The sequence below is a fragment of the Isoptericola sp. b515 genome, assembly GCF_030588125.1.
In the GTDB taxonomy this organism is placed as follows: Bacteria; Actinomycetota; Actinomycetes; order Actinomycetales; family Cellulomonadaceae; genus Isoptericola; species Isoptericola sediminis.
Genome location: NZ_JAUQYR010000001.1, coordinates 822,581 through 844,993 on the forward strand (window position 1 = coordinate 822,581; position 22,413 = coordinate 844,993).

Genomic DNA, 22,413 nt, shown 5'->3' on the forward strand with positions numbered 1-22,413 from the left:
CGACCGACGACCGCTGTCGCAGGTGAGCAGTAACGTCGCCCTCGTGACACGGGTGATGGTCGTCGACGACGACACGATGGTGCGGCAGTTCCTCCGGCAGATCCTGACCGCGCGGGGACTGGACGTCGTCGCCGAGGCCGCGGACGGTGACGAGGTCGTCACTGGCGTCCAGGCCCACCACCCCGACGTGGTGCTGATGGACCTGCGCATGGCCCGGACGGACGGCGTCCGCGCCACCGCCGCCGTCGCGGCCCTGCCCGATCCGCCCGGCGTCGTCGCGATGACGTCGTTCGACACCGAGTCGGCCATCCTGGACGCCGTGCACGCCGGTGCCGCGGGGTTCCTCGCCAAGGACTCCGGCCCCGACGAGCTGGTCGCCGCCGTCGAGGCCGTCGCCGCCGGGGAGGGTGCCCTCTCCCCGCGCGCGGCACGGGTCGTGATGGACCAGGTGGCGGCGACCCCGACGGCGCGCGGCCGGGAGGAGGCCCGCGCGGCCCTCGCCCGGCTCACCGACCGCGAGCGGGAGATCGCCCACGGCGTCGCGGAGGGACTGACCAACGCCGAGATCGCCGGCCGCCTCTATCTCGGCGCCGCGACGGTCAAGACCCACCTCGGCAACGCGTGCCAGAAGCTGGGGGTCAACCGCGTGCGGCTGGCGCTGCTCGTGGACCGCGCTGCCTGACCGTGCGCCACCATGGACCCGTGGACGACGCGACCCGCTGCCCCTGCCTGTCCGGCCTGCCCTACGGCGAGTGCTGCGGCCCGCTGCACCGCGGCGAACGCCCCGCACCGACCGCCGAGGCCCTGATGCGCTCGCGCTACAGCGCGTTCGCCGTCGAGGACACCGCCTACCTGGGCGCGACCTGGCACCCGAGCACCCGCCCGGCGGAGCTCGACCTCGTCCCGGGGCGCCGCTGGCGCCGCCTCGACATCCTCGCCACGGACGCCGGCGGGCCGTTCGACGACGCCGGCACGGTCGAGTTCGTCGCCATGTTCCGCGACGACGACGGCACCCGCGGCCGGCTGCACGAGCTCAGCCGGTTCGTGCGCGAGGACGGGGCGTGGCGGTACGTGGACGGCGACGTCCGGCCCTGACGCGTCCCGTCCGTCGTCCGCCCACGGCGAACCCGGAAATTGAGTCGGGGTGACTCAAGTTGTACCTCTCGGAACCACCCACGAGAGGAGCCCCCTGATGACTGTCACCCTGACCCGCACCCCGCTGACCGACGCCCTGTTCGGCGACCTGCGGACCACCCGCCCGGCCACCACGCCGGACGCCAAGCCCGCCGCGGACGTCTACCGCGACGGTGAGGACCTCGTCGCCCGCCTCGACCTGCCCGGGATCGACCCGGCCGAGGACGTCACCGTCGAGATCGAGGGCCGCAAGCTCGTCGTCCACGGCGAGCGCAAGGACCAGCGCGGCGAGGAGTCCGAGGGCCGTCGCGTCTCGGAGGTGCGCTTCGGCGCCTTCCGCCGCGTCGTCACGCTGCCGAAGGCCGTCGAGGCCGACGCGGTCACCGCGTCCTACGACGCCGGTGTGCTTGCGGTGACCGTGGCCGGCGTCTTCGCCGGCACGACGCCGCGACGCATCGAGGTCACCACCGCGGCCTGACCGCCCGCCCCGCACCGGGGCGACGCAACCTGATGACGGCGCCCGACCACCCGGTCGGGCGCCGTCGTCATGTCCGCGGCGAGCGGGCCGCGGCCTGCACCGATGAGTTCGCGGAGCCGTCCCGGTCGGACCCGCACAGGCATCCCCACGCCTGTGGCCGACCCGACCGAAGGAGCAGGGCATGAGCGACCGCAACACCCTCTGGACGGCCGTGCACGAGGAACGGCGCCGGCTCGCCGACGACCTCGCGCAGATCTCCGCGGACCAGTGGGACGTGCCGTCGCTGTGCCCCGGCTGGACGGTGCACGACGTGCTGGCGCACCTCGTCGACTCGGCGTCGACGACCCGCTGGGGGTTCGTGCGTCAGATGTTCGCCGCCCGCGGCGACTTCGACCGCGCCAACGAGGCCGGGATCGAGCGGCACCGGGCTGCCGACCCGCGGCAGACCCTGGAGGCCTTCCGCGCCGTCATCGACCTGACCAGCACGCCGCCCGGCCCCCTGGCCACCCGACTGGTCGAGGCGTACGTGCACGGCGAGGACGTCCGACGCCCCCTCGGGATCGAGGCCGCCTATCCCCCGGAGCACGTGGCGACGGCTCTGGAGTACATGACCCGCACCGGCGCGACGTTCGGCGGCGGCCGGGAACGTGTCGCCGGGCTGTGCCTGCGCCCGGTGGATACCGACCACCACCTCGGCGAGGGCGCCGCCGTCCGCGGCAGCGCCATCGCGCTGCTCATGGCGGCCTCGGGTCGACCGGTGGATGTCGGCGAGCTGTCCGGCGCGGGCGCCCCGACGCTCACCGCGCGCATCGGGTAGGCGACGCCGCCCCTCGTCGAGCCTCCGGATGTCCCCGGGCGCCGGAGCAGGCACCATGGACCCGCCCACCGACTGGAGGTCCGATGCCCCGCCCCGTCCACCGACGCGACGACGTCCGCCCGGAGGAGGCCGACCACGACTACCTGCCCGGCCTGCCCCAGCGCTGGCTCCTGCCCTGGTACGACCTCGTCGCCCGGGTCCGGGGCGTGCACCGGATGTACCGGCGCACCGTCGAGATCGCCGGCGTGGTCGACGACGCCCACGTGCTCGACGTCGGCTGCGGCACCGGCAACCTCAGCCGCGAGGTGCTGCGCGCCGCGCCCGACGCCGTCGTGACCGGCCTGGACCCCGACGGCGACGCCCTGCGCCGCGCGGCCCGCAAGCTGCGCCGCGGCGACTCCGGCGAGGTCACCCTGATCCGCGGGTTCGCGCACCGCCTCCCCGTGCCGGATGCCAGCCAGGACCACGTCGTCTCCTCCCTCGCGCTGCACCATGTGCCGCTCGAGGAGAAGCGGCGGCTCGCCGCCGAGATCCTGCGCGTCCTGCGGCGCGGCGGGCGGGTGACGATCGCGGACTTCGCCGGCGACCACGCCGCCGGTCACGGGGACGACGGCGGGACTGCGGACGCGCAGCACGGCGACGGCGCGCACGCCCACCGCACCGGGCGCGGCCACCGCCACGGCCGCGGTCACCAGGGTCACGGCGGTGCCGAGCACCAGCCCGGCCACGGGCCCGGCAGCACCGCCTACGACGCGGACAACGCCGACGGCGGCATCGAGAAGCTCCTCACCGAGGCAGGTCTCCGGGACGCCTGTGCCGTGGAGCGCATGCCCCTGCTCGGCGACTCCGTGGTGTTCGTGCAGGCCCAGCGAGCCTGAGTCGATTTCACCCCGCTCCCGTCGGCGAGTGCTCGGAACCCGGCAAAGAGTGGGTTCCGTCGCGTCCCGCCCCCGAGAGGAACCCTCATGTCGATCCACCGACGCCTCGTCGCCGTCACCGCCAGCTGCCTCGTCGCCCTCGGGCTGACGGCCCTCCCGGCGCACGCCGACGGCGTCGTCGTCACCGAGTCCGACGGCGTCTTCCAGGCCGACGGCACCTACCAGGCCTCCTCCACGTGGGCACCGGGGAACACGGCGACGCTGTCGGCGTCCTGCTCGCCCGACGGCGACGCCACCGTGGCGGTGCGGTTCGACGCCACCGACGAGGGCGTCAACATGTTCGACTTCTTCCCGACCCTGGAGGTCTGGGGCCTGAGCGACTCCGGGTTCATCCCCGCCGGCACGCTCGGAGGGTCCGCCGCGATGCGCGTCGTCTCCGGCGAGAAGAACACCAAGGCCACCACGGCCTCGTTCTTCGTCGCCACGAGCGGAGACCTCGTCATCTATCCCGTCACCTTCGAGGTCCCGCACCTGAACTGCCCCAGCGGCAAGGGCGCGATCCCGGCCGACGGCGAGTAGTCCCGACCCGGGAGCCGAGCGGCAACTTCACCCGGGGGAGCCGTGGCGAGCGTCCGGAGGCGGGCGCACAGTGGGCCGGAGAAGCCCGCGTCACGGTCGACGCGGCGACGCCTTTGTCCCCGGCCCCCGGGCCGCACCGACGCACGCGCGGTGGGCACCGCGGCGAGCGCCCCCGTCGCGCCACCCGGCCGCGACCTCGTCGTCCTGCCTCCCAGGAGCCCACCATGAAGCGCGTTCTCTCCGTGAGCGCGGCCGCCGTGGCCGCGCTCGTCCTCACCGCGAGCCCGGCGCTCGCGGACAGCCACGTGCCGTCGGACACGATCGCCGACGGTCTGATCACCCCGCTCAGCCTCGCCGCCGGCCCGCACGGCACCACGTTCGTCAGCCAGAACTTCGTCGGCCTGCTCACCGCCGTCGAACAGGACGGCAGCACGATGGACCTCTACAGCTCCGGCGGCGCGGAGGTCGGTGGTGTCAGCTACCGCAACCGCACGGTCACGTTCACCCAGACCGGTGAGACACAGACGGTCATGACGCAGCGGCTCAACAGCAAGGGCGGTCCGGCCGGGGACCCGAAGGTGCTCGCCGACGTCGGCGCCTACGAGGAGTCCGAGAACCCCGACGGCGGGGTGGTCTACGGTTTCCGCGACACGCCGGAAGACTGCGTCGCGCTGCTGCCGCCCGACTTCCCGGGCCGGTACACGGGGATCGTGGACTCGCACCCGTACTCGACGACGACCCGGGGAGCCACGACCTACCTGGCCGACGCCGGGGCGAACGCGATCCTGGGGATCAGCCGCCAGGGGGACATCCGCACGGTGGCGGTGCTCCCGCCGATGCCGACGACCCTGACCGAGGAGATCGTCGAGGCGCAGGGCCTGCCGGACTGCTTCGTCGGCGAGACCTACTGGTTCGAGCCGGTCCCGACGGACGTCGAGTTCGGCCCGCGAGGGGTGCTGTACGTGTCCCTGCTGCCGGGCGGTCCGGAGGACGACTCGCTGGGCGCTCGCGGCGCCGTCGTCACGGTCAACCCGCGCACCGGCGCCGTCGCGCTGGTCGCCTCCGGCTTCTTCGGGGCGACCGGTGTCTCGGTGGACGGCCAGGGCACGGTGTACGTCGCCGAGATGTTCGGCGGGCAGATCACCATGGTCGAGCGGGACGGCACGAGGTCGGCCCTGGACACGGTCCCGCTGCCGGGCGACGTGGACGTCACCCAGCACGGCCTGCTCGCGACGGTCAACGTGCTGCCGGGCGACGGGGTCCCGCCCGACGGGCAGCTCGTGAAGTACACCTTCACGCCCGGCCTGCAGTGAACGTCGTCCCGGGTGCCCGGCCCGTCACCGGCCGGGCACCCGGGACAGGCGCGTCAGCGGGCGGTGATCCAGTAGCGCCGCTTCGGCACGCCGTACGGGACGGGGCGGACGTCCTCGAGGACGCCGCCGCACGCCTCGATGACCTTCGCCGACCCGAGGTTGTCGTCGTCGCAGGTCACCAGCACCTCCTCGACCCCGAGACCGGCCAGCCGCTCGACGGAGAGCCGGAGCATCTCGGTGGCGTACCCACGGCGGCGGTGCTCCGGGGCCACGCCGTAGCCGACGTGCCCCCCGAGGTCGTGCAGGAACGGGGTCAGGGAGTGCCGGATCGAGACGCGGCCGACCAGCACCCCGTCGACCTCGGCGACGAGGAAGTCCGCGCGCACGCGGTCCGGGGGCAGGTCGGTGCCATCGGCCTCGCGCGCGACCTGCGCGAGGATCTCGTCCCACGTGCCCTCGGCCAGCAGCACGTCGAAGTGCTCGGCGGCCATCTGCGCGTGCATCCGGCGCAGGGCGGCTTCGTCGTCGGGGCGGGGTGGGCGCAGGATCATCGGCACAGGGTCAGTCTGACGGGCGTCGGCCACGGGGTGCACGGCGTTTTTCCGCAGGTGCTCAGGGCACGGACCGCGAGGTGTGAGCGCCCCGGGCACGATGCGTGAGTGCCGGGACAGCGACGTGTGCGGGCCGAGGGCGGTTGCGAATCGCGGGGTGTCGGCGAAGCCGGATTCGCGCCCGCTGAACGTGATGCGATCACGGATGGCGTGAAATTCACGCCATCCGTGATCGCTTCACGCCGTGGTGACGCCGTTCCGTGCGTGCTGACACCCCGTGGCAAGACATCGTCGACCCGACGGCGAGGGCTCGGCGACAGCTCGGCGACGGCCCGCCCTGTGGACAGCAGCGGTAGCTTTCAGCGCGCCGTGCCGCCGTAGTGGGCGGCCAGCCGGCGCATCCCCTCGTCGAGGCTGACGGCGGGACGCCATCGCAGGTCGGCCCACGTGGCGCGCTGGTCGAACCAGTGCGCGGTGGACAGCTGCTCGGCGAGGAAGCGCGTCATCGGCGGCTCGTCGTCGCCCGGACGCACCCGCCACACGGCCTCGACCGCGCCGCCCGCGGCCCGGGCCAGCCCGGCCGACACCCGCCACCGCGGCGGCTCCACCCCGGCGGCCCGGCAGATGCCGGTGAGCAGGTCCGCCACGGGACGCGGCTCGCCGTTGGTGATCACGTAGGCGCGGCCGTGCACCGCGGACGGCTGGTCCGCCAGCCGGTCCAGGGCCGCGACGATCCCGTCGGCGGCGTTGTCCAGGTAGGTGGTGTCGATGAGCGCCGCCCCGTGCCCGAGCAGCGGGAGGCGCCCCGACGACGCCCGGTCGATGACCCGCTCCACGAGCTGGGTGTCGCCCGGGCCCCACACGATGTGCGGCCGGACCGCCACGACACGCAGCCCGCGGCCGGCACCCGCCCGGTCCCGTCCCAGGGCCAGCAGCTCGGAGGCGGCCTTGGTCCGCGCGTACTCCCCGCGAGCCCGGTCCGGGTCGGCCGGCCCGGCACCCACGCCGACCAGCGACGTCCCGGTGTGCGCCACCGACGGCGAGGACACCTGCACGAACCGCTGCACACCCGCCCGCTCGGCGGCGTCCAGCAGCGTGCGCGTGCCCTCGACGTTCACCGCGGTGAACTCGGCGGGGTCCCCGGCCAGCGAGACCTTCGCGGCCAGGTGCACGACGGCGTCGACCCCGTCCACGGCGGCGGCCACGGCCGCCCGGTCGGTCACGGACCCGGCCACGTCCTCGGCGCCCGGCACGCCGGACGGGCGACGCTGCAGGGTGCGCACCGTCACGCCCCGGGCGACCAGGGCGCGCGCCACCGCCGACCCCAGCAGCCCGGACGCGCCGGTGACCAGCACCGTCACGGCAGGGTCACCCGGCCGCCCGCCAGGATCCCGGCCGCCCAGTCCGCGAGCCGGGCGCGGTCGATCTTGGAGTTGTGCCGCACGTCCGTGGGCATCTCCGGCGCCAGCAGCACCGCCGCCAGGGGGACCGACGACACCGCGCGCACCGCGGCGTCCAGCCGTCCCGGGGCCCGCCCGGGTCGGGCCGACCCTGCTCCGGGGACCGGTTCGACGACGGCCACGGCCTGCTGCACCCCGGTCGGCCCGACGCCGACGACCGCCGCCCGCCGGACGCCGTCGGCCCGCTCGACCGCCTGCTCCGGGCCGACCGGCGCCAACGGTCCGGCCGGCGTCGTCAGCACGTGCACGAGCCGCCCCTCGATCCACAGCCGCCCGGTAGCGTCCAGGTGGCCGACGTCGCCGGTGCGGTGCCAGTGCCCCGTGGGGGTGTCCCGCTCGGCGGCGACGTCGGTGAGCCAGCGCCGGTCGTAGCGCTCCTTGAGGTGCGGGGCGCTGACCAGCACCTCGCCCAGCACGCCCGGCGCGTCCGACGGCGTGCCGGTGGCCGCGCCGTCGTCGTCCAGGGCGCTGACCAGCACCCGGCCGGCCCCGACGGGCCGCCCCACGCACACGCCCGCGTCCGGGGCGCCGGAGACCTCGCGGATGCCGTCGAGGGTGATGTCGGTGACCAGCAGGCACTCGGTCATCCCGTAGGGGGTGTGCGCCTCGGCGGCCGGCATGAGCGACCGGGCGGCCTCCAGCAGCTCGGCGCTGATCGGCGCGCCGGTGGACAGGAACGTCTGCACGCGGCCGAGCGCCTCCCGGTCCACGGCGGTGAGCCGGTCCGCGGTGTCGACGACGTGCAGGATCGCCGCCGGGGACAGGAACACCATCCGGGCGTCGGCGGCCTTCACGGCGTCGGCGACCGCGCGGGCGGTGAGCGTGCGCGGGGCGGAGACGTCCATGTCCGGTGTCACCGACCGCGTCCCGAGCGCCGGGCCGAGCAGCGCGAAGGGCGCGAACCCCGTGACCAGCCCGGTCTCGGGGCCGACGGCGAAGTGCGTGGCCAGGGCGTCGCGCAGCGCGGACAGCCGACGGTGCGTGTACAGCACCCCCTTGGCGGGCCCCGTGGAGCCGGAGGTGAACAGCACCGCCGCGTCGTCGTCCGGCCCGGGCTCGGGCGGCAGATCCACGCCCTCGCCGGTGCGGGCGACGTCGATCAGCTCGTGCTCCACCCCGAGCACGCGGCGCCGCACCGGGTCCAGGGGGTCGACGGCGATCCGTACCCCCGGCCAGCCCATCGTGCGAGCGGCCGCGAGCGCCGTCGTCTCACCGACGAGGTACTGCGGCCAGGCGCCGCGCTGGGCCCGGGTCAGCCCGCGCACACCCAGCCCGGCGTCGGCCACGACGACCACGGCACCGATGCGCAGGCACGCGTACACCAGGGCCGTGAGGGTGGGCCCGGGCCGGACCAGCAGGGAGACGCGGTCGCCGCGGCGCACCCCGATCTCGTGCAGCCCGGCGGCGATGCGCCGCACCTGCCGGTCGAGCGCCTGCCAGCTCACGCGGCGACCCGCACCGGTGGTCGTCAGGTCGAGGACCGCCGGCTCGGTGCGCGACGCCGGGTCCGCGGCGCGCCCGTCCAGCCCGGCCCACATCGGCCGGAACGCTGGAACGTCGGCGGCGGTCGAACCCGAAGCCGACGCGGTGTCGGGGGACGACGCGCGCGTGGGCGTCACCCCCGAAGTGGAGGGCCCCCCAGGGCCCCTGAACGCGTCCGCGCGCGGGTCGTCCCCCGACACCGCCGATCCCAACCAACGCAGGACGACCGGCGCGTAGTCGACGTCCTCGGCGATCAGGTGCCCGGCGTCCTCGAACCGGTGCACGCTCGCCTGCGGCAGCCGGTGGACGAGGTCGTCGAGGTAGCGGTCGGAGAACACCGGGTCCCGCGCCCCCCACAGCAGCAGGGCCGGGACGTCGAGCCGGCGCACGCCGTCGGCGATGCGGTCCAGCTCGGGGCGGCTGACGTGCTCCGGCGAGGCGGGGATGTCGGCGACGAACTGCTCGATGCCGGCCCGGTCGTCGGCAGCGCGGTAGGGCAGCCGGTAGGCGCCCGCGACGTCGTGGGCCAGCCGGGGGCGGGCCAGGCCGAGCGTCGTCTCCAGGAACGCCCGGGTGGTCCGGGTGCCCCACCGGTGGACGCCCCGGGCCAGCGCGAGGCGCAGCGGCGCGGGGATCGCGGCGTCGTCGGGCTGGTGCACGGCGGTGTTCAGCAGCACGACGCCGGCGAGCCGGTCGGGGTGGTCGACCGCCCAGCCGAGGGAGACGACGCCGCCCCAGTCGTGCCCCAAGGTCACGACCGGACCCTCCAGGTCCAGCTCGGCGGTGAGGGCCGACAGGTCGGCGACACGGTCGGCCAGGGTGCGGCGTCGGCCGGTGCGGGCGGACAGCCCCATCTCGAGCTGGTCGACGGCTACGACGCGCCAGGCGCCCTGCACGCCGTCCGGGTACTCCCCGACCGCCGCGGCCGCCTCGATCGCCCGGTCGGTGGCCGCCTCCAGGAGGTCGCGCCACAGGTAGGACCAGGTGGGGTTGCCGTGCACGGCCAGCACGGTGCCGACCGGCCGGATGCCGTGCGCGGACAGCTCGGCGCCGTTGTCCAGGTAGTGCCAGTCGCCGCGGACGTGGCTGAACCGGGCGAGGCCGGGCAGCCCCGGCGGGACGGTGCTCGCGGGATGCGGCGTCACCAGGCCAGCTCCAGCATCGCGGTGTTGATGCCGGAGCCGACCCCCATGAGCAGCACCCGGTCGCCGGCGCCGAGGGTCTCCGCCTCCTGGGCGAGCGTGATCGGCACCGAGGCGGGTCCCACGTTGCCGAGGGTGGGATAGGTGGTGGGGACCCGCGCGCGGTCCAGGCCGACGGCCTCGACGATGGCGCGGGTGTGCACCCGGGAGACCTGGTGGGTGACGTAGCGGTCCATTGACTCCCAGTCCCACTCGGGGATGGCGTCCTTCCAGGCGTCGACGACGAGCTCCAGACCGCCCTCGAGCAGCCCCTCGGCGTCGGTGAACATGCCCTCCGGGCTGCCGATGCACAGGCGGTGGTGCTGGGTGGCGGCACGGGTCACCCCGCCGAGGACCCGGTGCCCCTCGGGATGGGCGTCGGCCGGGCCGAGCACCGCGGCGGCCGCCCCGGACCCCAGCGTCAGGGAGGCGAACTCCTCCATGAAGCCCTCCCGGCCGCGGTCCTGGGTGAGCAGCCGGTCGACGGTCGTGCGCTGGATGTCGTCGGCGTCCTCGCCGTTGACGATCACGGCGTACCGGATCTGACCCGACTCGATCATGCCCGCGGCGAGCGACATGCCGTTGATGAACCCGAGGCAGGCGTTGGCGACGTCGAAGTTCACCGCCGAGCTCGGCAGCCCGAGGCCGTGGTGCAGCCCCACGGCCACCGACGGCTCCAGGTGCTTGCGGGTCACCGAGGTGTTGATGAGCAGGCCGACCTCGTCGGGTTCGACCCCGGCCAGCTCGAGGGCCTCCCGCCCCGCCGCGACGGTGGCGGAGTCCGCGTCCTCCCCGGGAGCCCAGTTGCGCCGCTCCTCGACTCCGGCGACCCGCTCGAGCAGGTTGCTCGGCAGCCGCAGACGCTTCAGGGCGGGCGCCAGGCGTTCCTGGATCGCGGACGACGTCGTGACGAGGGACGGCAGCCGCCGCGTCACGGACAGCAGCGCGACGTCGGCGAACCGGGTGGTGGCGTTTCCAGTCACACGAGCTCCAAGCATCCGGACGCCCGCGCGACGCCGGAACGACGACAAGTCACCGGACCGGCGCGTGACGGTCGGCCGGGGCGTCCCGCAGGACACCCGTTGTTGAGAGTAGGACGGTCGGGCGGCGCCCGCCGTTCCGCCCGGCCGCTGTGTCGCACACCACCGCCGGACGAAACGCCCCAGACCGGGGCGAGTCGGTACGGCGGCGGCCTCCCCGGCCACCCGTAGTCTGGTCGGGTGCCCGAGACACCCGCCGCCCTCCCGCCGTTCGCCTCCGACAACTACGCCGGCACCCACCCGGACGTGCTGGCCGCCGTCGCCGCGGCCAACGACGGGTTCAGCGTCGCGTACGGCGACGACCCGTGGACCGCGCGACTCGACGAGCGCACCGCCGAGGTGTTCGGCCCCGGGGCGCTCGCGTTCCCGCTGACCAACGGGACCGGCGCGAACGTCGTCTCCCTCATGGCGCTGTCCGAGCGGTGGGGCGGCGTCGTCGCCTCCGACCTCGCGCACGCCAACACCGACGAGAACGGCGCCCCCGAACGCGTGGGCGGGCTGAAGATCCTCCCGTGCCCGTCCACGGACGGACGGATCACGCCCGACGACGTCGCCCGCTGGGCCGGGCAGCGTCACGACGTGCACCGCGCCCACCCCGGCGTGCTGACGCTGACGCAGTCGACCGAGCTCGGCACCGTCTACTCCGTCGACGCCACGCGCGCCCTCGTCGAGGCGGCCCACGGGCTCGGCATGGCCGTGCACGTGGACGGCTCCCGGCTCGCCAACGCCGCCGCTTCCCTCGGCTGCTCGTTGGGCGCCCTGACCCGTGACCTCGGGGTGGACGTGCTCTCGTTCGGCGCCGCCAAGAACGGCGGCATGATCGGGGAGGCCGTCGTCGTCCTCGCTCCCGAGGACGCCCCGCAGGTGCCCGGGTCCGGGTACGACGGCGCGGCCCGGCGCCGCGCCGCGGTCGACGCGGTGCCCTACCTGCGCAAGGCCACGATGCAGCTCGTCTCCAAGACCCGCTACGTCTCCGCCCAGCTCCTGGCCCTGCTCGGCGAACCCGGCGAGCCGGTCGACGCCGCGGACGGGTCGGCAGCACCGCTGTGGCACCGCAACGCGGCGCACGCCAACGCGATGGCCCGGCGCCTCCGGGACGGGCTCGGGGCCGCCGACGTGCTCGACGTGACGCCGGGACCGGCCGGGACCGAACCGGACGAGCTCGTGGTGCCCCAGGGGATCCGGGTGACCCGGCCGGTCGAGGCGAACGCCGTCTTCGCCACGCTGCCGCGCGAGGCGGCCGACCGGCTGCGCGAGCGGAGCCGGTTCTACGACTGGGCGGCCGGCGAGACCCCGGACCGCGTCGAGGTGCGGTGGATGTGCTCGTGGGACACGCCGGCCGACGCGGTCGACACCTTCGTCGCGGCCGTCGCCGCCGAGCTGTCCTGACCCGGGACGGTGCGCCTCGGGTCGATTCGGCCTCCGGCACCGACCGGGGTTAACGTCGTGCCGACGGGTCGCGACGGTGCGGTCCGGACCGCACACCAGGCCGAGGAGGCGTCATGACCGACGGGGGCACCACCGGACACACCGCCACCGCGTCCACGCACATCGCCGAACCCCCCGAGCGGGTCTGGGCCGAGCTGATGCACCCCGGCGCGCGCTGGATGCTGGGCGCCAACATCGAGACCGACTTCCGCCCGGGCAGCCCCGTCACCTTCGAGGGGCACTTCTTCGGCCGCCAGTTCACCGACAAGGGCCGGATCATCGCCGTCGAGCACCCCCGGCTGCTGCACTTCACCCACTTCTCCCCGCTCGGCGAGCGGCCGGACGTGCCCGAGAGCTACCACGAGATCCGCATCACGCTGGAGCCCGACGACGGCGGCACCCGCGTCGAGGTGGTCCAGGCGAACATCGACACGGCGGAGCACGCCGCCCGGTCCGAGCAGCACTGGTGCCAGGCGCTGGCGACCCTCGCCCACCGCGACACCGCCCCGACAGCGGGGTCATGACCCCCACCTCCCGGTGGACGACGGCCGTCCTGACGACGGCCGTGCTCGCCCTGGCCGCCTGCACCACGCCCGGCACGACCCCCACCCCCAGCGCGGGCCCCTGGGAGTCGAGCGCGGGGCCGACGCCGTCCGGCACGCCGTCCGCGAGCCCCCGACCGAGCCCGTCGCCCACGCCGTCGGCGTCGAGCACGCCCGGTGCCGCGGCGGAGGGCACGGCCGACGCCGACGACCCCCTGGCCGGGATGTCGCTGGAGGAGAAGGTCGGTCAGCTGCTCGTGGTCGGCGCGCCCGTCGCCGAGGGGGGCGTGCACGCCCCCACGCGGACCGCCGTCGTCGACCACCACGTCGGCAACGTGTTCCTGCACGGTCGCAGCGAGGCGGGGCTCGCCGCGACCCGCGAGCTCGTCGACGCCTACCGGACGCTCGCGCCGTCGTCGGCCCCGCCGATGCTGATGGCGACCGACCAGGAGGGCGGCGCGGTCCAGGTGCTCCGCGGGGCCGGGTTCTCCGAGATCCCGGCGGCCACCCGGCAGGCGACCTGGCCGCGCGCACGGCTGGAACGCCTCGCGACCCGCTGGGGCACCGAGCTCGCCGACGCGGGGGTCGACCTCAACCTGGCGCCGGTGATGGACCTCGTCCCGGCCGGCAACCAGCAGGCGAACGCCCCCATCGGCTACTTCTCGCGCAACTACGGCAACACGGCCCGGTCCGTGGTCGACGGGGCCACGGCCTTCTCGGCCGGCATGCAGACGGCCGGGGTCGAGCCGGTGATCAAGCACTTCCCGGGGCTGGGCCGGGTCACCGAGAACACCGACACCACCGCGTCCGTCGTGGACGACACCATCACCGCCGGGTCGAAGGACGTCGAGGTGTTCGCCGCCGGGATCGACGCGGGGGCACGGTTCGTCATGCTGTCCAACGCGGTCTACACACGGATCGACCCGGACCAGCAGGCCACGTTCTCCCCCGCCGTCGTGGCGATCCTGCGCGACGACCTCGCGTTCGACGGCGTCATCATCACCGACGACGTGTCCGCGGCGGCCGCCGTGGACGACGTGGCCCCGGCCGATCGGGCCGTCGCCGCCGTCGAGGCCGGCGTCGACCTCGTGCTGGCCTCCGCCGACCCCTCCGTCGTGCCCGCGATGGCCGACGCCCTGGTGGAGCGGGCCCGCGCGGACGAGGAGGTCGCGGCGCAGGTGGACACCGCCGTCGAGCGGGTGCTCGCCGCCAAGGCCGACCTGCCGGACTGACGCGCGCTCAGTCCTCGTCGGCCAGGCCCAGGACGTCCAGCGTCCAGGCGTGCTCGAAGGCGATCTCCTCCCAGCGCGCGTAGCGGCCCGAGACGCCGCCGTGGCCGGCGGACATCTCGATCTTCAGCAGCGCCGGGGCGCCGGCGGCCCGCAGCCGGGCGACCCACTTCGCGGGCTCGACGTACAGCACGCGGGTGTCGTGCAGCGACGTCACCGCGAGGATGCGCGGGTAGTGGGAGGCGTCGTCGGGCACGTTCTCGTACGGGCTGTACGAGCGCATGTAGGCGTAGACCTCGGGGTCGGCCAGCGGGTTGCCCCACTCCTCCCACTCGACCACCGTCAGCGGCAGCGACGGGTCCAGGATCGAGGTCAGCGCGTCGACGAACGGCACGCCCGCCAGCACGCCGGCGAACAGCTCCGGCGCCAGGTTCGTCACCGCGCCCATGAGCAGCCCGCCGGCGCTGCCGCCGTCGGCCACCATGCGCTCCGGGCTCGTCCACCCGGCGTCGACCAGGTGGCGGGCGCAGGCGACGAAGTCGGTGAACGTGTTGCGCTTGTGCTCCAGCCGCCCGCCCTCGTACCAGGCACGCCCCAGCTCGCCGCCGCCGCGGACGTGGGCCACGGCGAAGACGACGCCCCGGTCCAGCAGCGACAGCCGCGGCACCGAGAAGAACGGGTCGACGCTGATCTCGTAGGCGCCGTAGCCGTACAGCAGCAGCGGCGCCGGGTCCGCACCGGTCCCGGCGGAGTCCAGCGTCACGGCGTCCCGCTTCCACACCAGCGAGATCGGGACACGGGTGCCGTCCTCGGCGGTCGCCCACGCGCGCTGCTGCGCGTAGTCGGTGGGCTCGTAGCCGCCCAGCACCGGCTGCTGGCGGCGCACGAGGCGCTCCCCGGTGGCCAGGTCGACGTCGAGGACCGTGGCCGGCGTGACGAACGACGTGTACTCCACCCGGACCAGCGGCGCTGCGAACTCGGGCGTCTCGCCCGGCGCGGCGGAGAAGAGGGCCTCGGGGAAGTCCAGCTCGCGGGGCGTCCACGGGGCGTCCGGCGCGAGGGTCGCCAGCGTGACGACGGCGACCCGCGGGGTCGCGTCCCGGCGCACGCCCAGCACGACGTGGTCGGCGAACGCGTCCACCGACTCCAGACGGACCCCGGGGTCGTGGGCCACGACGACGGTCGCGTCCGCCGGGTCCAGGCCATCGGCCCCGCCGTCGTCGTGCCCGTCGTCGTGCCCGTCGTCGTGGCGCGGCGGCACGTCCGTGACCGCCAGCTCGAAGTTCTGCGCCCCGTCGTTGTGCAGCACCAGCAGGGCGTCGCCCCGGCCGGGCAGGACGGCGTGCTCGACCGTGTACTCGACGCCCTCGCGCCGCCGCCAGACGGGCCGGAACGCGCCGGTCGGGTCGTCGGTCTCGAGCAGCCAGCACTCGCCGGTCATCTTCGAGCCGAGCTCGATCTGCAGGTACTGCTGGGAGCGGGACAGCCCGACCCCCACCCAGAACCGCTCGTCCGGCTCGTGGAAGACCCGGACGTCGTCGGCCACCGGGGTGCCGACCTCGTGCCGCCAGATCGTGCACGGCCGCCACGCGTCGTCGACGGTCGGGTAGAACACGTACCGCCCGTCGGGGGTGATGACGGCTCCCGGGAACGTCCCGTCGATCTCGTCCGGCAGGTCCGTCCCGGTGCTCAGGTCTCGCACCCGCAGCGTGTAGCGCTCGTCGCCGGTGGTGTCGACCGCGTGGACGAGCCGGTCGCCCCGCGGGGCCACCGCGAACGACCCGAGCGAGAAGAAGTCGTGCCCGGCCGCCGCCTCGTTCTGGTCGAGCAGCACCTGCTCGCCGGCGGGCACCTGCCCGGGCTCGAGGACCGGCGGCGTCCAGTCCTCGGGGTCGGTCACCGGCACGCGCGCGTGCACCGGGTACTGCTCGCCCTCGGTGAAGCGCACGTAGTACCAGTGCCCGCCCAGGCGGGTCGGGACCGACAGGTCGGTCTCGAGCGTGCGGTCCTTGATCTCGCCGACGATGCGCTCGCGCAACGGCCGCAGCCCGGCGAGCTGGTCCTGGGTCCAGGAGTTCTCGGCCTCCAGGTGCGCGAGCACCTCGGGGTCCTCCTTGGCGCGCAACCACTCGTAGTCGTCGACGAAGGAGTGGCCGTGGTGGCTCCGGGTGGTGGGTCGGCGGTCGGCGGCCGGCGGGGTGCCGGGCTCGGGCAGGCCTGCGGTGGCGGCGTCGTCGTGCACCCGGCCAGCGTACGGGTCCGGCCGCCGTGTCCCCCGTGCGGACTCTCGCCGGTACGCGCCGCGGACGCCGTGACGGGCGCAGGGCCCGTCAGCATCGCTTGGCCACGGTGGTCGGCACGCCGCACACGGTTGATCACGTCTCGGCAACAGTTTTTCTGCTCCCCGAGGCCGAATCGGCCCGTCGTGGCGGTTCTGCCCGCCTCCACGGGCGTCTCGGAGGCCCCGGTGTGACCTACAAGTGTCATCCAGGTCACACCACGCGGCTACACTGCCCGGCACGCTCGCACCACGAGATCGTCAACAGGGCCTTCAGCGTCACTGCATGGCTGTCGAGGGGTGCAGCGCAGTCCCGGGTGGACCCGGGCGCACGACCCTGACCCACCGGAGGACTCGTCCGATGACAGCGGACCGACTCGACCTCGCGAGGAGGACCCGGCGCGCGATCGCCGCCGTCGCTCTCGCGTTGCTACCGGCGATGCTCGTCGCGCACCCCGCGACCGCAAGCACCGACGACGCCACCTGCCAGCCCGACAACGAGACGGCCTGTGTGGCCGGCATGGTCCTGACCGCCGACAACGACCACGTCGCGGGTGTGGAGCTGCTCGTGACCGGCGAAGGGTTCACGGCAGACCTGATCACGACGGACGAGCGGCCCGTGGCGGTCGCCGTGCCGGAGGTCGGGCGCTACGTCGTGGCCATCGACCCCTCGACGCTCCCCGACGACCAGCAGCTGCCCGAAGGCACCGAGCTCGAGAGAGAGGTCGTCGCCCAGACCGGGGCCACGGCCCGCGCCGCCTTCCGTGTCGGCAGCGGTGCCGAGGCACCTGCGGCGCCGTCGGAGACCGCCGAGGACACCGGGGGCGCCACGACGGCGCCGGAGGGCGGCGACGAAGGCGTGGGCGCCGCCCCGGAGGGCGACGCCTCCCAGCGCGACTTCAACTGGGGTCAGCTGTGGCAGCAGATCGGCTCCGGGCTGCGGTTCGGGCTCCTGCTGGCCCTGGCCTCCATCGGCCTCAACCTCGTGTTCGGCACGACCGGGTTGTCGAACTTCGCCCACGGCGAGCAGTTCGCCCTCGGCGCCGCGCTCGGCTTCCTCACCATCAACGTGATGGGCATGCCGATCTGGCTGGGCGGCATCCTCACGATCGCGGTGTGCGGCATGACGGGCTGGGCCCAGGACGCCGGGATCTGGCGGCCGCTGCGCAAGCGCAACGTGCCGGTCATGCAGCTCATGATCGTCTCGATCGGCCTCTCGATCACGCTGCAGTACGTCATCCAGCTGCTGATCGGCGGTGGCTCCGAGCGGATCCTGTCGTCCAACCCGCGACCGATCACGATCGTCGGCATCACCCTCAGCGCCGCCTCGTGGATCTCCATGCTGGTCGCCCTGGTGTGCGTGCTCGGCATCGCCTGGTTCCTCACCCGGACCCGGATCGGCCGCGCCACCCGTGCCGTGTCGGACAACCCGGCGCTGGCCTCGGCGACCGGCATCGACCCCGACAAGATCATCCGCCTCGTGTGGGTCATGGCCACCGGGTTCGCCGCGCTGGCCGGCCTGATGTGGGGCACCTCGTTCGGCTCCTTCAACTGGCAGCTCGGCATCCAGCTCCTGCTGCTCATGTTCGCGGCCGTCACCCTCGGAGGCCTGGGCACCGCGCTCGGGGCGTTCGTCGGATCGCTGCTCATCGGCCAGGTCGTCGAGCTGTCGAACCTCGTCATCCCCAGCGACCTGCGCTACGCGTCGGCCCTGGTGATCCTCATCCTCGTGCTCCTGTTCCGGCCGCAGGGCATCCTCGGCCGCCGCGAGCGGGTCGGCTGAAAGGAGTCACACCATGGAAGAGTTCCTGCGCATCCTCACGCAGTCGGCAGGCGAGATCCTCGCCCCGACCACGGCGGCCTTCGCGATCGCCGCGATCGGCCTCAACCTGCACTTCGGGTACACCGGACTGCTCAACATGGGCCAGGCCGGCTTCATGCTCCTGGGCGCCTACGGGTTCGGCATCACGCTGACCCTCGGCGGCCCGATCTGGCTCGCCTTCCTCATCGCGATCGCCGCCGGCGTCGTGTTCGCCCTGCTGCTGGGCATGCCCACGCTGCAGCTCCGTGGCGACTACCTGGCGATCGTGACCATCTCCGCCGCGGAGATCGTCCGATGGTTCGGCCGGTCCACCCTCTGGCAGGAGTGGACCGGCGGCGCCTCCGGTCTGCAGGGCCGCTACTACAAGGACCCGTTCCACGCGCTGTCGTTCCTGCCGGAGGGCCGATTCGCCCTCGGCCCGTTCGAGTACATCAACACCGGGTCGGACTCCTGGTTCACCCGCATCTTCGCCTGGGGCCTCGTCGCGCTGGTGCTGATCTTCGTCTGGCTCATCACGCGCAGCCCCTGGGGCCGCGTGCTCAAGGGCATCCGTGAGGACGAGGACGCCGTGCGGGCGCTCGGCAAGAGCGTCTACTCATACAAGCTGCAGGCCCTCGTGCTCGGCGGGGCGATCGGTGCGCTGGCCGGCGTGGTCTACGCGATACCCCTGGCGATCTCCCCCGACTCGATGGGCGGGCGCACCATGACGTTCTTCGTCTGGACCGTCCTGCTGCTCGGTGGTGCCGCGACCGTCTTCGGTCCGGTGCTCGGATCGATGATCTTCTTCACCGCCTACATGTTCATGCGCACCGGGATGCGCGCCCTGTCCGAGGACACCGCCGTCGGCACCGTCATCTCCACCACCCAGGTGGAGTACATCGGCGGCATGCTCGTGGGCATCACCCTGATGTGCCTGGTGATCTTCCGGCCACAGGGCATCCTCGGGAACAAGAAGGAGCTGGCGTTCAATGTCCGTTGACGAGACGACGACGGCCCGCAGCACGTCGCTGGCGGACGTCGCCCACGAGCCCGGGGCGGCCAAGCCCGACCCGATCCTCGTCGCCGACCACGTCGTGCGGCGGTTCGGCGGCATGACGGCGGTCGACGTCGACCACCTGGAGGTCCAGGAGGGCGTCATCACCGCCCTCATCGGGCCGAACGGTGCCGGCAAGACCACGTTCTTCAACCTGCTCACCGGGTTCGACACCCCGAACACCGGCGAATGGACCTTCCAGGGACGGTCGCTGTCCGGCAAGAGCGGTGCCGCGGTCGCCAAGGCGGGTGTGGTCCGCACCTTCCAGCTGACCAAGGCGCTGGGACGCCTCACCGTGCTGCAGAACATGCTGCTGGCCTCCCGGGACAACCCCGGGGAGAACCTGTGGCTGTCCTGGCTGCCGTTCCTGTGGAAGAAGCACGAGGCCGACTCCACCGAGAAGGCCATGGAGATCCTCGCCCGGTTCAAGCTGGACACGAAGGCGGACGACTACGCCGGCTCGCTGTCCGGCGGTCAGCGCAAGCTGCTCGAGATGGCCCGCGCGCTGATGACCGACCCGACGATGATCATGCTCGACGAGCCCATGGCGGGCGTGAACCCGGCGCTCGTCCAGTCCCTGCTCGGGCACGTCCAGGCGCTGCGCGACGAGGGCATGACCGTGCTGTTCGTCGAGCACGACATGCACGCCGTCCGGCACATCAGCGACTGGGTCGTGGTCATGGCCGAGGGCCGGATCGTGGCCGAGGGGCCGCCCAGCAGCGTGATGAAGGACGAGGCCGTGGTGGACGCCTACCTCGGCGCCCACCACGACACCGACCTCGGTGACGACTCGCTGCTCGACCCGGCGGTCCTCGCCCGGTACGAGGCCGAGGAGGAGGAACGATGAGCCAGACCACCACCGCTCCGCGGGAGACGCCGATCGACGACGTCCCCACGGAGGATCTCCTGCTCCACGCCGACAACCTCGTGGCCGGCTACCTGCCCGGGGTGAACATCCTCAACGAATGCTCGCTCAAGGTCCGTCAGGGTGAGCTCGTCGGTATCATCGGCCCCAACGGCGCCGGGAAGTCGACGCTGCTCAAGGCCCTGTTCGGCCTGGTGAAGATCCACTCGGGCACCGTCACGCTGCAGGGCAAGGACATCACCGGGATGAAGGCCAACAAGCTGGTCGCCCAGGGTGTCGGGTACGTGCCGCAGAACAACAACGTGTTCCCCTCGCTGACGGTCGAGGAGAACATGCGGATGGGCACGTTCCTCAAGCCGAAGATCTTCAGCGAGCGCTGGCAGTTCATCGGCGACCTGTTCCCCGTGCTGCACGACCGCCGCGCCCAGCGGGCCGGCGCCATGTCGGGTGGTGAGCGTCAGATGGTCGCGATGGCCCGGGCGCTCATGATGAACCCGTCGGTGCTGCTGCTCGACGAGCCGTCCGCCGGCCTGTCGCCGGTGCGCCAGGACGAGACGTTCCTGCGCACCCGCATGATCAACAAGGCCGGCGTCTCGGTGATCATGGTCGAGCAGAACGCCCGTCGCTGCCTGCAGATCTGCGACCGCGGCTACGTGCTCGACCAGGGCACCGACGCCTACTCCGGCCCCGGGCGCGAGCTGCTCAACGACCCGAAGGTCATCTCGCTCTACCTGGGCACGCTGGCCGAGGACGTCGAGGAGGCCGACCAGGCCCGGGAGGCAGATCAGGCCCGGGAGGCCGACCAGCTGCCGGAGAGCGACGCGACGGACCAGGCCGAGCGCACGGACGCCGCCGAGCCGGCCACGGAGACCCCGCGGGCCTCCCGGGACGGGGAGGCCTGAGGGGGACCACTCCCCGGCGAGTCAGGGCGGCCCTGCGCGACTCAGGGCGGCCCTGCGCGAGTCAGGACGGCCCTGCGCGAGTCAGGACGGCCCTGCGCGAGTCAGGACGGCCCTGCGCGAGTCAGGACGGCCCTGCGCGACTCAGGACGGCCCTGCGCGAGTCAGGAGTCCTGACGGATGAGTGAGGACGGCGGGCGTCCGGGTTTACCCGGGCGCCCGCCGTCGCCGTCCTCCGTCGAGAACCCGTGTTCGGAGCGCATGGTCGCCCGTCGGTCGACCGCGGGTCAGGACGCATGACGGCCCGGGACCGCCTCCGCCCGGATCCGCCGTCAGGAAGCGCGGCCGACGGCGGCGCTCCGGCGACGTCCCAGCCGTCGGTAGTACGCCTCGCGCATGGACGCTCCCGGGTCGTACCGATCGGCCAGGTCGTCCCAGCCCAGCCGCACCAGTTCGACACCGGCCTCGGCGATCTCGGCGTGGCGTCGCTCCTGACGCCGCAGCACCTCGATCGGCACACCGAAGGACCCTCCCGAGTACTTCACGGCACCGTCGAACTCGACACCCACGCCGATCTCCGGCCAACCGAAGTCGACGAACCGCGTGCCCGACGTCGTCGCCACCTCCATCTGGCACTCGGGCCGGGGCAGGCCGTCGTCGATGGCGATCAACCGCGCGACCGTCTCGCCGGGGGATCCCGATCGTGGGTCGCAGACGTCGAGGAGCCGGCGTGCCTGGATCATTCCGCGCTTGCCCGCCGAGGCCGTCATGATCCGCGAGACCTCCCTCGGGTCGGCGCCGCGGCGAAACAGGGAATCGGCCACCACGAGCGCTCCCTCCGGCGACAACGTCCGCAGACAGTCCACGAGCGTCCGCTCGGGCGAAGTCACCGGAACGCCCTCGATCAGGCCCTGTTCCCGGGTCGGCAGGCACGTGAAGTGCCGCCGCACCGTCGGCTCCGCCGTCAGGGAGACCCGCGGCTTCACGACGTGCGTGACATGGACGAGCGCAGGGGTCGCATAGGTCCACGCACCGTGCAGCATCGCGGCGGTCGCATGACTGAACCAGATGCGGCTGCGCGACGAGCTCACCAGCGCCCGGACACCCGCCAGGACGGCCTCGGCGTGCTCGGTGTCGCCGTGGCCGGTCGGCGTCATGACGCCGCGGTCCGACCTCAAGGCTCCTTGCGCCACCTGGGCCGCGATGCGGTCGCGGTCCGCACGGGAGAGGTCCACCGCTCGAGGGACCGTCGGTGGGCACGCCCGGTCGGCTGACAGCATGGTGCGCAGCGGTGAGCCGGGCACCGCCATCGTCGACAGGATCTGCTCGAGGCGGTGGATGGCGGGGAGGTGCGGTGGATCGCTCATGCGACGAGGCTCGCGCGACACGGCCCGCGGAGGGCGG

General features: G+C 73.7%; 19 protein-coding genes and 2 pseudogenes. 14 read left to right on the forward strand and 7 right to left on the reverse strand.

From position 1 onward, the window contains the following. Positions 1-22 precede the first annotated feature (22 nt). The 7 genes from Q6350_RS03700 (at position 23) to Q6350_RS03730 (ending at position 5,199) form a co-directional block, all read left to right on the forward strand. Positions 23-682 (forward strand): response regulator transcription factor, encoded by a 660-nt coding sequence (locus Q6350_RS03700; RefSeq protein ID WP_304602880.1) that lies wholly within the window; start codon positions 23-25, stop codon positions 680-682. A 20-nt stretch (positions 683-702) separates the two neighbouring features. Further along, a complete protein-coding gene (locus tag Q6350_RS03705) occupies positions 703-1,095 on the forward strand; it encodes a YchJ family protein (RefSeq protein ID WP_304602881.1) in 393 nt (130 codons plus the stop codon). A gap of 97 nt (positions 1,096-1,192) precedes the next feature. Beyond that, positions 1,193-1,612, forward strand: a complete 420-nt coding sequence (locus Q6350_RS03710; protein WP_305065296.1) for an Hsp20/alpha crystallin family protein — start codon at positions 1,193-1,195, stop codon at positions 1,610-1,612. Positions 1,613-1,793: 181 nt separating this feature from the next. Then, positions 1,794-2,429 carry a maleylpyruvate isomerase family mycothiol-dependent enzyme gene (locus tag Q6350_RS03715; RefSeq protein WP_305065299.1) on the forward strand — a complete coding sequence of 212 codons (636 nt, stop codon included), beginning with the start codon at positions 1,794-1,796 and terminating at the stop codon, positions 2,427-2,429. A gap of 83 nt (positions 2,430-2,512) precedes the next feature. Further along, positions 2,513-3,307, forward strand: a complete 795-nt coding sequence (locus tag Q6350_RS03720) for a class I SAM-dependent methyltransferase (RefSeq protein WP_305065301.1) — start codon at positions 2,513-2,515, stop codon at positions 3,305-3,307. A gap of 87 nt (positions 3,308-3,394) precedes the next feature. Further along, positions 3,395-3,886, forward strand: coding sequence for a hypothetical protein (locus Q6350_RS03725; protein ID WP_305065303.1), 492 nt, complete (start codon positions 3,395-3,397; stop codon positions 3,884-3,886). A gap of 224 nt (positions 3,887-4,110) precedes the next feature. Further along, complete coding sequence (locus Q6350_RS03730) at positions 4,111-5,199, forward strand: ScyD/ScyE family protein (RefSeq protein ID WP_304606504.1); 1,089 nt, start codon at positions 4,111-4,113, stop codon at positions 5,197-5,199. 53 nt (positions 5,200-5,252) lie between these two features. On the opposite strand, the gene Q6350_RS03735 is transcribed toward Q6350_RS03730, so the two are convergent. The 4 genes from Q6350_RS03735 to Q6350_RS03750 all read right to left on the reverse strand — a co-directional run bounded on the left by Q6350_RS03735 (position 5,253) and on the right by Q6350_RS03750 (position 10,856). After that, complete coding sequence (locus Q6350_RS03735) at positions 5,253-5,750, reverse strand: GNAT family N-acetyltransferase (RefSeq protein ID WP_369810791.1); 498 nt, start codon at positions 5,748-5,750, stop codon at positions 5,253-5,255. Between the two features lie 359 nt (positions 5,751-6,109). Next, positions 6,110-7,111, reverse strand: a complete 1,002-nt coding sequence (locus Q6350_RS03740; RefSeq protein ID WP_305065306.1) for an NAD(P)-dependent oxidoreductase — start codon at positions 7,109-7,111, stop codon at positions 6,110-6,112. Next, positions 7,108-9,837, reverse strand: coding sequence for an alpha/beta fold hydrolase (locus tag Q6350_RS03745; protein WP_305065308.1), 2,730 nt, complete (start codon positions 9,835-9,837; stop codon positions 7,108-7,110). The genes Q6350_RS03740 and Q6350_RS03745 overlap by 4 nt, the downstream gene beginning before the upstream one ends. Continuing rightward, positions 9,834-10,856 (reverse strand): 3-oxoacyl-ACP synthase III, encoded by a 1,023-nt coding sequence (locus tag Q6350_RS03750; protein WP_305065310.1) that lies wholly within the window; start codon positions 10,854-10,856, stop codon positions 9,834-9,836. Before Q6350_RS03750 ends, Q6350_RS03745 begins: the two co-directional genes overlap by 4 nt. Positions 10,857-11,093: 237 nt before the next feature. On the opposite strand from Q6350_RS03750, the gene Q6350_RS03755 reads away from it, so the two are divergent. From Q6350_RS03755 to Q6350_RS03765, 3 genes are all read left to right on the forward strand, one after another. Continuing rightward, positions 11,094-12,302: a low specificity L-threonine aldolase gene (locus Q6350_RS03755; RefSeq protein WP_304602890.1), complete on the forward strand. Its 1,209-nt coding sequence runs from the start codon at positions 11,094-11,096 to the stop codon at positions 12,300-12,302. Positions 12,303-12,415: 113 nt separating this feature from the next. Beyond that, positions 12,416-12,865: an SRPBCC family protein gene (locus Q6350_RS03760; RefSeq protein WP_305065312.1), complete on the forward strand. Its 450-nt coding sequence runs from the start codon at positions 12,416-12,418 to the stop codon at positions 12,863-12,865. Then, positions 12,862-14,115 carry a glycoside hydrolase family 3 N-terminal domain-containing protein gene (locus Q6350_RS03765; RefSeq protein ID WP_305065313.1) on the forward strand — a complete coding sequence of 418 codons (1,254 nt, stop codon included), beginning with the start codon at positions 12,862-12,864 and terminating at the stop codon, positions 14,113-14,115. The genes Q6350_RS03760 and Q6350_RS03765 overlap by 4 nt, the downstream gene beginning before the upstream one ends. 7 nt (positions 14,116-14,122) lie before the next feature. Here the strand turns inward: Q6350_RS03765 and Q6350_RS15340 are convergent, their stop codons facing one another. Continuing rightward, positions 14,123-14,998 carry a prolyl oligopeptidase family serine peptidase gene (locus Q6350_RS15340; protein WP_370375364.1) on the reverse strand — a complete coding sequence of 292 codons (876 nt, stop codon included), beginning with the start codon at positions 14,996-14,998 and terminating at the stop codon, positions 14,123-14,125. Continuing rightward, positions 14,999-16,633 (reverse strand): annotated as a pseudogene (locus Q6350_RS15345) (hypothetical protein); the annotation flags it as partial. Positions 16,634-16,751: 118 nt separating this feature from the next. Here Q6350_RS15345 and Q6350_RS03775 point away from each other — a divergent pair. From Q6350_RS03775 to Q6350_RS03790, 4 genes and pseudogenes are all read left to right on the forward strand, one after another. Next, positions 16,752-18,173 (forward strand): branched-chain amino acid ABC transporter permease, encoded by a 1,422-nt coding sequence (locus Q6350_RS03775; RefSeq protein WP_305065316.1) that lies wholly within the window; start codon positions 16,752-16,754, stop codon positions 18,171-18,173. Between the two features lie 13 nt (positions 18,174-18,186). Then, complete coding sequence (locus Q6350_RS03780) at positions 18,187-19,191, forward strand: branched-chain amino acid ABC transporter permease (RefSeq protein WP_304602895.1); 1,005 nt, start codon at positions 18,187-18,189, stop codon at positions 19,189-19,191. Then, entirely contained in the window at positions 19,181-20,092 is a 912-nt protein-coding gene (locus tag Q6350_RS03785) for an ABC transporter ATP-binding protein (protein WP_305065319.1), read from the forward strand. The genes Q6350_RS03780 and Q6350_RS03785 overlap by 11 nt, the downstream gene beginning before the upstream one ends. Beyond that, a pseudogene (locus tag Q6350_RS03790) lies at positions 20,089-20,865 on the forward strand (ABC transporter ATP-binding protein); the annotation flags it as partial. The gene Q6350_RS03785 and the pseudogene Q6350_RS03790, both read left to right, overlap by 4 nt. A 476-nt stretch (positions 20,866-21,341) precedes the next feature. On the opposite strand, the gene Q6350_RS03795 reads toward Q6350_RS03790, so the two are convergent. Then, the gene (locus Q6350_RS03795; RefSeq protein ID WP_304606495.1) at positions 21,342-22,376 is read right to left on the reverse strand and encodes a hypothetical protein; all 1,035 of its coding nucleotides are present in this window, start codon (positions 22,374-22,376) and stop codon (positions 21,342-21,344) included. Positions 22,377-22,413: the final 37 nt, after the last annotated feature.

Coding starts and splice junctions, on each gene's coding strand:
- Q6350_RS03710 (WP_305065296.1), top strand. CDS start 1,193: ATGACTGTCACCCTGACCCGCACCCCGCTGACCGACGCCCTGTTCGGC.
- Q6350_RS03715 (WP_305065299.1), top strand. CDS start 1,794: ATGAGCGACCGCAACACCCTCTGGACGGCCGTGCACGAGGAACGGCGC.
- Q6350_RS03720 (WP_305065301.1), top strand. CDS start 2,513: ATGCCCCGCCCCGTCCACCGACGCGACGACGTCCGCCCGGAGGAGGCC.
- Q6350_RS03725 (WP_305065303.1), top strand. CDS start 3,395: ATGTCGATCCACCGACGCCTCGTCGCCGTCACCGCCAGCTGCCTCGTC.
- Q6350_RS03730 (WP_304606504.1), top strand. CDS start 4,111: ATGAAGCGCGTTCTCTCCGTGAGCGCGGCCGCCGTGGCCGCGCTCGTC.
- Q6350_RS03735 (WP_369810791.1), bottom strand. CDS start 5,750: ATGATCCTGCGCCCACCCCGCCCCGACGACGAAGCCGCCCTGCGCCGG.
- Q6350_RS03760 (WP_305065312.1), top strand. CDS start 12,416: ATGACCGACGGGGGCACCACCGGACACACCGCCACCGCGTCCACGCAC.
- Q6350_RS03765 (WP_305065313.1), top strand. CDS start 12,862: ATGACCCCCACCTCCCGGTGGACGACGGCCGTCCTGACGACGGCCGTG.
- Q6350_RS03775 (WP_305065316.1), top strand. CDS start 16,752: ATGACAGCGGACCGACTCGACCTCGCGAGGAGGACCCGGCGCGCGATC.
- Q6350_RS03780 (WP_304602895.1), top strand. CDS start 18,187: ATGGAAGAGTTCCTGCGCATCCTCACGCAGTCGGCAGGCGAGATCCTC.
- Q6350_RS03785 (WP_305065319.1), top strand. CDS start 19,181: ATGTCCGTTGACGAGACGACGACGGCCCGCAGCACGTCGCTGGCGGAC.
- Q6350_RS03795 (WP_304606495.1), bottom strand. CDS start 22,376: ATGAGCGATCCACCGCACCTCCCCGCCATCCACCGCCTCGAGCAGATC.